This is a genomic window from Streptomyces sp. LUP47B (genome assembly GCF_001746295.1).
GTDB lineage: Bacteria > Actinomycetota > Actinomycetes > Streptomycetales > Streptomycetaceae > Streptomyces.
The window spans coordinates 763413-776271 of sequence record NZ_MJAH01000006.1 but is presented as its reverse complement, the minus strand read 5'-3'; the positions used below and the strand labels follow the sequence as shown (position 1 = coordinate 776271).

Here is a 12859-nt window from a genome sequence, read left to right as displayed (position 1 = left end):
GCGAAGTTCCCGGAGCGCGTACGCCCACAGCGGATCGCGTAGCCTGCGGGCAATCGTGAGGGAGGCGCTGTGCCGGCACCGGGCCGGGCGCCCCAGCCGGGTCCCGGCCCGGACTGTCAGTGCCGCGGTCCACAATGGTCCGCGTCAGATCCCGTTCACGCTTCAGCAAGAGTGAGCCAAAGGGCCGTGAGCGACCCGTAGGCGAGCGACCAGAAAAGAGGAGCCGGCAGCGATGGCCCGCCGCAGCACGAAGACCCCGCCGCCCGACGACTCGTACGAGGAGCGGATCCTCGACATCGACGTCGTGGACGAGATGAAGGGCTCGTACCTCGAGTACGCGTACTCGGTCATCTACTCCCGCGCGCTCCCGGACGCCCGCGACGGCCTCAAGCCGGTGCACCGGCGCATCGTCTACCAGATGAACGAGATGGGCCTGCGCCCCGACCGCGGCTATGTGAAGTGTGCCCGCGTGGTCGGCGAGGTCATGGGTAAGTTGCACCCGCACGGCGACGCGTCGATCTACGACGCCCTGGTGCGCATGGCCCAGCCCTTCTCGATGAGCGTCCCGCTGGTCGACGGCCACGGCAACTTCGGTTCGCTGGGCAATGACGACCCGCCGGCCGCCATGCGGTACACCGAGTGCCGCGCCGCCGAGGCCGCGAGCCTGATGACGGAGTCCATCGACGAGGACACGGTCGACTTCGCGCCCAACTACGACGGCCAGGAGCAGGAGCCGGGCGCGCTGCCCGCCGCCTTCCCGAACCTGCTGGTGAACGGCTCCTCTGGCATCGCGGTCGGCATGGCCACCAACATGGCGCCGCACAACCTCGCCGAGGTCATCGCGGCCGCCCGCCACCTGATCCGCTACCCGAACGCGGACCTGGACGCCCTGATGCGGCACGTCCCGGGCCCCGATCTGCCCACCGGCGGCCGGATCGTCGGGCTCTCGGGCATCCGGGACGCCTACGAGACGGGCCGCGGCACCTTCAAGATCCGCGCGACGGTCGCCGTCGAGACGGTGACGGCCCGCCGCAAGGGCCTCGTCGTCACCGAGCTGCCCTTCACGGTCGGCCCGGAGAAGGTGATCGCCAAGATCAAGGACCTGGTCGGCTCGAAGAAGCTCCAGGGCATCGCCGACGTCAAGGACCTCACCGACCGCGCGCACGGCCTGCGTCTGGTCATCGAGATCAAGAACGGCTTCGTGCCGGAGGCGGTTCTGGAGCAGCTCTACAAGCTGACGCCGATGGAGGAGTCCTTCGGCGTCAACAATGTCGCGCTGGTGGACGGTCAGCCCCTCACCCTGGGCCTCAAGGAGCTCCTCGAGGTCTATCTCGACCACCGCTTCGAAGTGGTGCGCCGCCGCAGCGAGTTCCGGCGCACCAAGCGGCGCGACCGGCTGCACCTGGTCGAGGGCCTGCTCACCGCCCTGGTCGACATCGACGAGGTCATCCGCATCATCCGCTCCAGCGACAACTCCGCGCAGGCCAAGGAGCGCCTGATCGAGCGCTTCTCGCTGAGCGAGATCCAGACGCAGTACATCCTGGACACGCCCCTGCGACGCCTGACCCGGTTCGACCGCATCGAGCTGGAGTCGGAGCAGGAACGGCTCAACGCCGAGATCGCGGAGCTGACCCGGATCCTGGATTCGGACGCCGAACTGCGCAAGCTGGTCTCCGCCGAACTGGCCGCGGTCGCCAAGAAGTACGGCACCGAGCGGCGTACGGTCCTGCTGGAGGCCGGAGCGACGGCCCCCGTGACCGCCGTGCCGCTTCAGGTGGCTGACGACCCGTGCCGGGTACTGCTGTCCTCGACGGGTCTGCTGGCCCGTACGTCGAACGGCGAGCCGTTCCCGCAGGACGCCGACGCCAGGCGCAGCAAGCACGACGTGATCGTCTCGGCGGTACCGGCCACCGCGCGCGGCGAGATCGGCGCGGTCACCTCCTCCGGCCGCCTGCTGCGGCTGAACGTCATCGACCTTCCGCAGCTGCCGGACACCGCCGCGGCCCCCAACCTCGCGGGCGGGGCCCCGCTGTCGGAGTTCCTCTCCCTGGAGGGCGACGAGACGCTGGTCTGCCTGACCACGCTCGACGAGTCCTCCCCCGGTCTGGCGCTCGGCACCGAACAGGGCGTCGTCAAGCGCGTGGTCCCCGACTACCCGTCCAACAAGGGCGAGTTGGAGGTCATCACGCTCAAGGAGGGCGACCGGATCGTCGGCGGCATCGAACTGCGCACCGGCGAGGAGGACCTCGTGTTCATCACCGACGACGCCCAGCTCCTGCGCTATCAGGCCTCGCAGGTCCGTCCGCAGGGCCGCCCGGCGGGCGGTATGGCGGGCATCAAGCTCACCGAGGGCGCGAAGGTCATCTCCTTCACCGCGGTGGATCCGGCGGTGGACGCGGTCGTCTTCACGGTCGCGGGCTCGCGCGGCACGCTCGACGACTCGGTCCAGACGACGGCCAAGCTGACTCCGTTCGACCAGTACCCGCGCAAGGGCCGCGCCACGGGCGGTGTGCGCTGCCAGCGGTTCCTGAAGGGCGAGGACTGCCTGTCCCTGGCCTGGGCGGGCGCCGTCCCGGCCCGCGCCGCGCAGAAGAACGGCACACCGGCGGACCTCCCGGAGATGGACCCGCGCCGGGACGGCTCGGGCGTGTCGCTGGCGAAGACGGTGTCGGTGGTGGCGGGACCGGTCTAGAAGCCGGGGTCCTGCTCGTCGGGATCCTGTACGTAGCGAAGGACGCCCCACATGCCGGCCTCGTCGGCGTGCGGGGCGTTCCCGTCTGCGTGTGGAGTGCCCTTGTCCGCCTTGCACGCCTCCAGCTCCTTGCCGAGGGCGGGAGCGTCGATGCCGGAGCCGATGAGGACGAGCTGGGAGAGGCGGGCGTCACCCGGCGCCCAGGCCTCCGGGTAGAAGCGCAGGAAGCGCCCCACGGCATGGACGGCGTAACGGTTGCGGACGTCGTACGGCCCGAAGTCGACGTACCCCTTGATCCGGTAGAGGCCCTCGGGGCGGCTGTCGAGGAACGTCATCAGCCGGCGGGGGTCAAGGGGTTCCTCGGAGGCGAAGGAGAGGCTGTCGTAGCCGGAGTGCAGATGTCCGGCGTGATCGTCACCGTGGCCATGGTCGTCATGCAGGTCGTCGAAGGAGAGCTGTCCGATGCGCTCCTCGGCGGGCCGGCAGTCGAAGAGGAACTCTGGGTCGATGCGACCGTAGGTGGCGGTAACGACAGCCGCGCGGTCGATGAGCCGCTGCACCAGAGCGAGGACGTGTTCGGCGTCGGCCACCCGGTCGAGCTTGTTGACGACGACGAGGTCGGCGAGGGCGAGATGCCGGTCGATCTCGGGATGCCGGGCGCGGGTGTCGTCGAACTCGGCGGCGTCGACGACCTCGACGAGACCGCCGTAGACGATTCCGGGTTGTTCGCTGGCGAGCACCATGCGGACGAGTTCCTGCGGCTCGGCGAGCCCGCTGGCCTCGATGACGATGACGTCGATGCCGGTGTCGGGATGGGCGAGCCGCGCGAGATAGCTGTCGAGCTCGCTGACGTCGACGGCGCAGCACAGGCAGCCGTTCCCGAGGGAGACGGTGGAGTCGCCGAGCGCGCCGGCTACGGCCATGGCGTCGATCTCGATGGCACCGAAGTCGTTGACGATGGCTCCGATACGGCTGCCGCCGCTGCGGTGGAGGAGATGATTGAGGAGGGTGGTCTTGCCGGAACCCAGGAATCCGGCAAGGACGACGACCGGGACCTGCCGGTGGCTCCCGCTCGGCTGACTCAACGTGCGACCTCTTTCGCGCTGCCGCGTGCGCCGGATCGCGGGCCCGGCGCACGTACGGGGTTTGAATGCCGGACCAGGATACGAGCCGGAAGAATCACCGCGAAGTGAACGATTGTTAGCAGCACTTGCGGGGCAGACGTTGGGGAAGGCGCCGGTTCGTGCGACCCTCACTTCCCTCCGTGCGCCTCCTCTCCGCCTCCCCCGCCGATCAGAGCCGCTCGGCACCCTGGGAGACGGCAAGCGCCGCCCACCGCTCGCCGGTCCCCATCAGTCGACCCGCACCCCGACGACCGGCGGACGGCCGTTTGAATCGGGGGTTGACATGGTCACACAGAGCTTTTGGACGCGAGGCCTGCGCACGGCTGCCGCGGTCGGCGTCGGCGCTGTGGCGGGTGCCGTCGCCTCCCTCGCAGCGCAGCAACACAGGATGCGGTCGCTCCATGCGCGTCTGGACCAACTGGAAGAGGTCGCCCGTTCCCATCAGCACGCCGACCTTGCAAGTCAACAGCACCAGCACTGGGAACTGCTCAGCAAGGCCATAGACGATCCCGAGTTGGCCGAGGTCCTGGATCTCTACGAGGCGCCGGTGTCCGCCAAGCAGCGCCGCCAGTACCTGTTCGCCAACGCCTTGTACACGAACCTGCTCTTCTACTACCGCATCGGCAACCTGTCCAAGGAGGAGTTCTTCAAGCACGTCCGCGGAATCTTCCAGAACCCGATCGTCAGGGAGTACTGGTACGCCACCCAGCAGCAGCGGGCGAGCCTTGCGGACACCGACGAGGCAGAACTGGGCAAATTGGTGGACGATCTGCTCCAGCAGCTGGAGGATTCGGACACAGACGAGTGGTGGGTGGTCGGCGAGCCGCCTGGCGCATAGCAAAACTCTCGAGCCACCGTCTGTGGAAATCACACCCATGGCCCATAACGAACAGGTCAAGTATCCCGTTGTCCCAGGCGCCGCTGAGGTTGACTCAGCCGCCGGGGTTGACTCACACGTGATCGCGTACGGCAGCCCCACACCACCGCCGCCCACGTCGCCAGATGACGCGTGCACCCCACAGGGCCGCCTCGCCTCGTACCGCCGTGCGCTTGCTCGTCATTCGTGAGACCAGAGGGAAAACAACAGTGAGTCAGATCATTCGCCGCCTCGGCGCATCGCCGCGCGAACGAGGCAGCACCTCCGGCGCGACGTGCCCGGACATCTTCGAGTTGGCCGACGGGAACTTCGCCGTCATCGGCACGGACGCGACCGGCTCTCTGGACTCCCAGCTTCCCGCGGACGCGGCACGGGCCGACTACGAACGCATCGTAGTCATCACGCGCGAGACACTCGTGCGGGCCAAGGCCGACATTCCCGACACCTAGGCGATGTCATGGCCCAAATCGAGCAGATGACCGCACTTGTCGGTCCCCCCTCAGGGAAGCTCCGGCACCAACGCGGCGCCGCCACCGCAAAGATCGGCTCCGGAAGGACGACCTGCGCCTCACCGTCGTGCTTCGCCGTCCCGGATCCCGCGACGGCATCGGTAGAACCGGCAGCCCACACTGACCGGTAGCCCACCAGGTCCGGCACCATTCCCGGTGCCGGACCTTCGCGTTCCTCAGGCCGCTTGCGGCACCGCCACCGGCGCCCCCGGCCCCACATACCGCGCCACCGGTCGAATGATCTTCGAGTCCGCCGCCTGCTCCAGGATGTTGGCGCTCCACCCCACCACCCGCGCCGCCGCGAACGTCGGCGTGAACATCTCGCGGGGCAGGCCGCACAGTTCCATGACCACGCCCGCGTAGAACTCGACGTTGGTGTGCAGCTCCCGTCCCGGCTTGAGCTCCGCCAGGATCGCCTCGACCTGGCGTTCCACCTCGACAGCGAAGTCCACGCGGGGACCGCCGAACCGCTGGGCGACCTCCCGGAGCATCCGGGAACGCGGATCCTCCGTGCGGTAGATCGCGTGACCGAAGCCCATGATCCGCTCACCGGAGAGTACCCGCTCACGGATCCAGGAGTCGATGCGCTCGGGCGTGCCGATCGCGTCGAGGGTGTCCAGCGCCCGACTGGGCGCACCCCCGTGCAGCGGCCCGGACAACGCCCCTACAGCCCCAACGAGGCACGCGGCCGCATCCGCTCCCGTCGACGCGATGACTCGCGCCGTGAAGGTTGATGCATTGAATCCGTGATCAATGGTTGAGATCAAGTACTGCTCGACCGCCCGCGCCCGCTGAGGCTCCGGCTCAGAACCCGTCAACATGTAAAGGTAGTTCGCCGCGTACGAGAGATCCTCACGCGGCTCCACCGGCTCCAGCCCGTTGCTCAGCCGGTGCAACGCGGTGAGCAGCGTCGGCACGGCCGCAGCGGCCACGAGGGTGTCCCGTCGCCGCTCCTCCGGGTCGATGTCGTACACCGGCCGGAACCCTTTCGCCGCTCCGAGGAGCGACAACGCGGTGCGCATGCCGGCCAACGGTCCGGACCGCCCACTCGCCGCCGCGATCGCGGGCAGCGCCGCCCGCACCTCGTCGGGCAGCCGCCGCAGTGCCGCGGTCTCGGCACGGAAGACCACGGCCTGTCCGGCGTGCGGCAGTTCGCCGTGGACCAGGAGATGCCAGACGTCCTCGAAGCCGCGGGTCTGCGCGAGTTCGACAGCCGAGTACTGGCGGTTGTAGGACTTGACTCTCGTCCAGTAATATTTCTCCAGGTCAGGGCCACGATGTAGATCCAGCTGGGGCGCCGGGGTCGATTCGGGGTCGAATTTGATTTCGGATTACTTTAGTAATCGACGTTTCGCTCGGCAGGCCACTCAGTTCTCAACCGGACCGCACTGGTGTCTTCAGTGAGCTCTTTCAGCGTTGCCGCTCCAGAGTGAGAACGGCTGCCGCGATTGACGTCATTCGATTCGGGCTGCAACGCGCCTTGCGGAAGATCCGCCATCGTTTGAGTCGTGCCGGGCCGCGCTCGACCGCTGCGCGGGCCTGGGACAGCGCTCGATTGACGGTCCGCTGCGTGGGGGACAGTTCGCCTCTGGGCGGGCGTCGCCGTGGCGTGGTCACCCACGGTCCTGCGCCGATGTAGGCACAGTCGGCCAGGACCGGGACTCCTTGGCGTTCGCAGATCCGGATGATCCGGTGGGTGCGGGCGGCGGTCAGGTCGTGCGTGCGGCCCGGCAGTGCGGGCGAGATCCACAGCAGTGCGCCGGCCGGGTCGGTGACCAGCTGCAGGTTCACTCCGTGCAGGCGGTGCTTGGCGGAGTAGTCGGCCCGGCTGTCGCCGACCCGGTCGCACTCCGCCAGGGTTCCGTCGAGCAGGACGTACTCCGGGTCGGTCTCACGCAAGACCTTCAGCAGTCCCGGGGCGCGCTCGGCGAGCAGGCCGATGACCGCGGTGGTGTAGGCGTGTGCGGTACCGACAGAGATCCCGAAAGCGGCGGCGATTTGGGGCAGGGGGTCGTTCTTGCGCAGGTACACCAGGGCGACCAGCGCACGCTGGTGCGGAGGGAGCTTGCAGCGGCGGTCACCCTCGCGGGTGACGATGAGCATGGTGACCCACTCGACCAGCGCATGCGGGAGGTCGAGTACGGCAGGATGGCGAATCAACGAGGCACCTGAGCTGACGAGTTGAGACTTCGAACACCTCCCTCAACGGCGCGGGTGCCTCGTGCGTTGCGACCTCGACGCCGTCACCCCATCGGTGGCCACTCTGAAACAGCTCAGTAGCCGGTGCTCACATCAACGGAGTAGTGCGGCACCGGGTAGCACTGTGGCCGCGAGGGAACTCCTCGCGGCCACAGTTGGTCGCGCACCGCATCCTCTCGGGTTCGCGGTGCCACCAGACAGGCGATGCTCTACCGGCAGCACTGGCGGCTGATCAGTCGCCAGTGCTGCCGGCCTTCACGCGTTGAAACGCACACGGCTGGCTGATCGGGGAACGGCTCGGCGCCGAGCACACCCAGATCGCCCAGGGCGGCGCCTGTCTGGTCGCCGCGGGGGACGGATGCGTCGGTCTGGAGCGGCAGTTCACCAAGCTCAACCCGAACGCGGCCACCCCCGACTGGGACTTCTCCCGCTATCAGGCGAACGCGGTCGGCATCAACCTCGGCACTAACGACGTGGGGCACAGAGTCAGCTCCGCGCAGTTCCAGACGGCGTACACCAGCCTGCTGCGCAAGGTCCGCGCTGCGTACCCACAGGCGTGGATCTTCGCATTGGAGACTTTCCGCGGCCGGTACGTCCCGCAGACCCAGGCGGCGGTCGAGGCGGCCGTCGACGGTGGCGACTCCCGGGTCTCCTTCGTCGACACCACCGGCTGGCTGGGTTCGGGCGACCTGACGGACTCGGTCCACCCCAACGACCAGGGGCACCGCGTCATCGCGGCGCGGATCGGTATGTGAGGGAGGGCCGGGGCCGCCGGACTGCGACGCGCAGGCGGGCGTCTCCGCTGCCTGCGTGGGCGCCCGGCCCCGGCCCCGGCCCCGGCGGCGAGATCGCCGCACTGTCCTCCCTTCCTCTTGACCGCGTCGACCACAAGGCTCGATTCGTCGTCCAACCACATCGCGGGTAGATGACGATCGTCCTGCTCGACCGGTCACCTCGCTTGCCGGGAAAGCTCGGGATCGCCTCGAACGTGAGGCACCAACCAGCCTCCTGCCAGGTGTGCTCGGGCAGTGGCACCTTGCGCCCGTGCTCTGTGCCGACGCGGTTGGGGGCAGGCTCGCGAGCCGCTGTGGATCTCCTACTCATGCTGGTAGCGAGCAGTTGTCCGACCCCAAGACCATCCGCCGACGGGCCACTTCGGTGTTCGGTGAGCAGCCCAGTCGCTCACCGCGCCGACGGCCGCAGCCCTTTGAAGATTCGAGCTTTCAGGCGGGAACCCCCGCCCGGCGAGAAATGCTCAGGCAACCGTGACCTTGATCGTGTGCCGGCCGGTCGCCCCGTCGGGCAACGGCTCGTGCACCTGTCCTGTCTGCACCTGGCCGGTGTTGTCGGTGGCGCGTACTTGCAGCCGATGCTCGCCGGGCGTCGCCTGCCACGGCCAGCTCCACTGCCGCCAGGTGTCCACCGACGGCACCGCCGCGAGCTGTGCCTGCTGCCACGGGCCGTCATCCACGCGGACCTCCACCGCGGACACCCCACGATGTTGCGCCCACGCCACCCCGGCCACCATCACTTGCCCCTGTTTCAGACGCTTGCCCGCGGCCGGTGTGTCGATCCGCGACTGGGTCTTCACCGGAGCCAGCGCCGCGTAATCCCGCCGTACCCAATAGGCGCTGAAGTCCGAGAAACGACTCAGTTCCAGCTCCGTCAGCCACTTCGTCGCCGATACGTATCCGTACAGCCCGGGCACCACCATCCGGACCGGGAACCCGTGCTCGACCGGCAGTGGCTCCCCGTTCATCCCGACCGCCAGCAACGCGTCGCGCCCGTCGCGCAACGCCGCCGTCGGCGTACCGGCGGTGTAGCCATCCACGGAACGGCTCACCACCTGATCCGCCCTGTCATCCGGCTCGACTTCATCCAGCAGATCCTTGATCGGTACCCCCAACCACCGCGCGTTGCCGACCAACTCGCCACCGACCTCATTGGACACACACGCCAGCGTGATGTACCGCTCCACCATCGGCCGTGCCAGCAATTGCTCGTACGTCAGCGTCAGCGGCCGTTTCACCCGGCCATGAATCCTCAGCCGCCAGTCCTTCGGTTCCATCTGCGGCACCGTCAAAGCAGTGTCGATCCGGTAGAAGTCCGCGGCCCTGGTCACGAACGGCTCCACTCCGGAAACGCCGACGGAGACCTTGGCGGGCAGCGGCGGTGCCGGGCTCGACGGCGGCGGAAGAACTACTGCAGCCCGCGCCGCGGCCACACGCTGTGCCCAGAGCCGGCGTCCGCCCGGTACGGCCACCGCGGCCGCACCGATCGCCCCGACCGCCAGCGCGAGAAACCGACGTCGGCCCGGCGGCCGTCCCGCGCCGTCCAGCACCGAGATGCCGGCCTTCGACGACGGTGAACTGGCTCCCTGCACGGGGGCGTGGGTTCCCTGTGCCGCCACGTCCGTGTCCGGGCCGATGTCGTCCCCCAGGTCCTGCGCCGATACCGCAGCACGGCGCGGCAGGGTGCGGCGCAGCAGCACCAGAAGGCCCGCAGCGGCCAGTGCACCGGCCACTGTCGGCAGCGGGTACGCCCACGTGGCGCTGGGCCGGGTGGCTGACGCGAGTACGCCGATCATCCCGAACACAGCGACGCCGGCCAGCCCGTACCAGAGCCGGCGCATCGCCAGTACACCGATGAACGCGGCGAAGACCGCCAGCACCAGCACGATTCCCGCCTGCAGCGCCAGCTTGTCGTACGTGTAAAACACCGCGACGGCGAACTCCTTGACCGGAGTCGGCGCGGCGTCCACGGCGACGCCACCCACCGCTACGAGGGGCGCTGAGGGCCCGCCCGTCGCGGCTGCCACCAGCTCACCGAGGCCCAGGGCGAGTGCGGTGGCCGCAACGCCGGCAAGCTCGCCGTACCACTGCTTGGGCGGTCTTCCCGGTGTCGGCCGATCTGTCTTCTGAGTCTCCATGTCGATACCGGACATCTGATCGGCGCTTATCGGCCCACCCGGCGTAGCCGGGCGAATCCGACACCCAGCACGACGAGACCGGCGATCGCCACGATCGGCCCGACGACCGCCCACAGCGTCACGCCGCTCATCGCCGAGCCCTTCATGACGTCGAGTCCCTGCAAGGTCCAGCCCACGCCGATAAAGGCCAGCAGTGCGCCGAGGCCGAGGACGAACCAGTTCTTCTTCAAGGGGTACCTCCAGGTGCGGAGCCGATGTTCTCGACAACGAGCGTGACGGTTCTGAGGGGCGGCGGCGACAACGCTTGGTTGGACTCCGTTGTCCACCGATCGACGTACGCACGGCTCCACCGGTGCGTGGACGTTCCTCGGCGTCGAGCCCGGCACCCTGGATGTGGGCGCCCGTAAACTGGCGGCTGGATCTCGGCGGGCGAAGGTGGGCAGGCGTGGCAGTACGCAGCACCGTCGACTTCGGATACCGCTACCGCGCCGGATGGCATGTCCTCGTCGGCGCCGTCGCGATACCCCTTGCCGTCGCCATAGCGGCCGACGTCACCGTGGCGCTCGGACAACGCCTGCTTGCCCTCTTTACGCTCGTCGTCATCGTCGCCTGGTACGCCTTTGTCGCACCGCAGGCCATGGAAAACCGCGACGAGCGTTGGGGGGTGGCCTACTTCGCCGCCCTGGCGGTCGCGTTCCCGCTTCTGCTCGCCATCGCCCCGATGGGTGGCGCACTGCTGTTCGCGCTCTGCCCACAGCTGTTCGTCATGGTCGCGAGGTGGCGGGTACGTATACCGCTGCTGTTGATCCTCTACGCCGAACTCGCCTGGGCCATGGTGGCGCGGGTCGGAGTCAGCCGCTACACGCTGGCGATGGTCGGCGTGAGCGTGCTGGTACCCATGACCGTCACGGTCCTCGTGGGCGCCTATCTGACCGGCATCCGCGAGCAGAACCGCAAGCGGGCCGCGCTGATCGAGGAACTGACCCGGACACGGGCCGCACTGGAACGCGCGGGCCACGAGGCAGGCGTCCACGCCGAACGGGAACGCCTGGCCGCCGAGATCCACGACACCCTGGCACAGGGCTTCACCAGCATCCTCATGCTCGCCCAGGCAGCACGCACGACCCTGCCCCGTGATCCGACGGCCGCCGACGGCCAGCTCGACATCCTGGAAAAGACCGCCCGCGAGAACCTCGCGGAGGCACGCTCGCTGATCGCCGCACTGGCGCCGGTCGACCTGACCGGCCGCAGCCTCGCGGATGCGCTGGACCGGCTCGCCGCCCGGCATACCCGCGACACGGGTACGCGCGTCGAGGTGTCCATCGTCGGCGAGCGGTCCGGCGCACCTACCGGCACCGACATCGCCCTGCTGCGCACCGCGCAGGAGGCCCTGGCCAACGTCGGCAAGCACGCCGGCGCCACAACAGTGCGGATCGAACTGGGCCACGAAGACGGCCTCATGACACTGAACGTGACCGATGACGGCCAGGGCTTCGACCCGGCCACCATCCGAGGTGGATACGGCCTGCTCGGCATTCGCAGCCGCGCCACCACCCTGGGAGGAACCTGCACGGTGCGATCGACTCCCGGCCAGGGCAGCACGGTGCGGGTAGAACTGCCGATGCCCCAGAGCGAGCAGGCGGCGCGTAGCCTACGGCCTGTGCGTGATCTCAGCTCCACACCCGACCACTGAGCAGGCGGAACCGGCTCGATGACCGTCAACATCCTGATCGTCGATGACCACCCCGTCGTACGCTTCGGCCTCCGCGGCATGCTCGAGGCCTACGACGACCTGCGGGTCGTGGGCGAGGCCGGCTCCGGCGACGAGGCGATCGTCCTCGCCTCCGCCACGCACCCGGACGTCGTCCTGATGGACCTGCGGATGCCGGGCACCGATGGCGCCACCGCGACGGCGCGCATCCGCCAGGAGCACCCCGGCATCCGCGTGCTCGTGCTGACCACCTATGAAGGTGACGCCGACATCCTGCCGGCGATCGAGGCCGGCGCCACCGGTTACCTCCTCAAGGACACCCCGATCGGAACCCTGACCGACGCGATCCGGGCGGCGGCCCGCGGCGAAACCGTCCTCGCCCCGCCGGTGGCCGCCCGGCTGCTGACTCACCTTCAGGCGCCGGCCGGGGAGCAGCTGACCCCCCGTGAGGTTCAGGTACTCGGCCTCGTCGCGCAAGGTCTGTCCAACGGCGAGATCGGTCGGCAGCTGTACATCGGCGAAGCGACAGTGAAGACGCACCTGCTGCGAACGTTCGTCAAGCTGGGTGTCAACGACCGCACCGCAGCCGTCACCGTCGCTCTCTCGCGGGGCGTCCTCACCTCACCACAACGGTGATCTTCGCGTGCGGGACTGTAAGACGAACCGCTCTGGCCCGTAGTCGGTGGTGACACCGGGTAGCCGCCCTTGGCCACAAGCTTGTGATAGATGCCAACTCCCTTGTCAGCAGGGTGCTTTCCGGGCCGTACCGATCAGGCCGCGCCGGTTTCCCGTTCGATGGCCTGGAGGCGGTTGTTGAG

At 68.8% G+C, this 12859-nt stretch carries 11 protein-coding genes; 6 read left to right on the top strand and 5 right to left on the bottom strand.

Annotated elements, in window-relative coordinates; all coding sequences use genetic code 11:
* Positions 1-232 precede the first annotated feature (232 nt).
* Entirely contained in the window at positions 233-2692 is a 2460-nt protein-coding gene (locus BFN33_RS21580) for a DNA topoisomerase (ATP-hydrolyzing) subunit A (RefSeq protein ID WP_069761707.1), read from the top strand.
* On the opposite strand, the gene BFN33_RS21575 is transcribed toward BFN33_RS21580, so the two are convergent.
* Entirely contained in the window at positions 2689-3777 is a 1089-nt protein-coding gene (locus BFN33_RS21575; RefSeq protein WP_069761706.1) for a GTP-binding protein, read from the bottom strand. The genes BFN33_RS21580 and BFN33_RS21575 overlap by 4 nt on opposite strands.
* A 322-nt stretch (positions 3778-4099) precedes the next feature.
* On the opposite strand from BFN33_RS21575, the gene BFN33_RS21570 reads away from it, so the two are divergent.
* Both BFN33_RS21570 and BFN33_RS21565 read left to right on the top strand, forming a co-directional pair.
* Positions 4100-4654, top strand: coding sequence for a DUF6082 family protein (locus BFN33_RS21570; protein ID WP_069761705.1), 555 nt, complete (start codon positions 4100-4102; stop codon positions 4652-4654).
* A 248-nt stretch (positions 4655-4902) separates the two neighbouring features.
* Positions 4903-5142 carry a hypothetical protein gene (locus tag BFN33_RS21565; protein ID WP_069761704.1) on the top strand — a complete coding sequence of 80 codons (240 nt, stop codon included), beginning with the start codon at positions 4903-4905 and terminating at the stop codon, positions 5140-5142.
* 236 nt (positions 5143-5378) lie between these two features.
* Here the strand turns inward: BFN33_RS21565 and BFN33_RS21560 are convergent, their stop codons facing one another.
* Positions 5379-6467, bottom strand: coding sequence for a citrate synthase (locus tag BFN33_RS21560; RefSeq protein WP_088245367.1), 1089 nt, complete (start codon positions 6465-6467; stop codon positions 5379-5381).
* A gap of 145 nt (positions 6468-6612) precedes the next feature.
* Entirely contained in the window at positions 6613-7362 is a 750-nt protein-coding gene (locus BFN33_RS21555) for an IS5/IS1182 family transposase (protein ID WP_069761702.1), read from the bottom strand.
* 320 nt (positions 7363-7682) lie between these two features.
* On the opposite strand from BFN33_RS21555, the gene BFN33_RS49990 reads away from it, so the two are divergent.
* On the top strand, positions 7683-8156 hold the full coding sequence (locus tag BFN33_RS49990; protein WP_370743305.1) for a GDSL-type esterase/lipase family protein: 474 nt from the start codon (positions 7683-7685) through the stop codon (positions 8154-8156).
* A 500-nt stretch (positions 8157-8656) separates the two neighbouring features.
* Here the strand turns inward: BFN33_RS49990 and BFN33_RS21545 are convergent, their stop codons facing one another.
* On the bottom strand, positions 8657-10345 hold the full coding sequence (locus tag BFN33_RS21545) for a molybdopterin-dependent oxidoreductase (RefSeq protein WP_256122815.1): 1689 nt from the start codon (positions 10343-10345) through the stop codon (positions 8657-8659).
* A gap of 11 nt (positions 10346-10356) precedes the next feature.
* Positions 10357-10560 (bottom strand): hypothetical protein, encoded by a 204-nt coding sequence (locus BFN33_RS21540; protein WP_069761700.1) that lies wholly within the window; start codon positions 10558-10560, stop codon positions 10357-10359.
* Between the two features lie 215 nt (positions 10561-10775).
* On the opposite strand from BFN33_RS21540, the gene BFN33_RS21535 reads away from it, so the two are divergent.
* Together BFN33_RS21535 and BFN33_RS21530 are read left to right on the top strand one after the other, a co-directional pair.
* Positions 10776-12023: a sensor histidine kinase gene (locus BFN33_RS21535; RefSeq protein WP_069761699.1), complete on the top strand. Its 1248-nt coding sequence runs from the start codon at positions 10776-10778 to the stop codon at positions 12021-12023.
* A gap of 18 nt (positions 12024-12041) precedes the next feature.
* Positions 12042-12677 (top strand): response regulator transcription factor, encoded by a 636-nt coding sequence (locus BFN33_RS21530; RefSeq protein ID WP_069761698.1) that lies wholly within the window; start codon positions 12042-12044, stop codon positions 12675-12677.
* Positions 12678-12859: the final 182 nt, after the last annotated feature.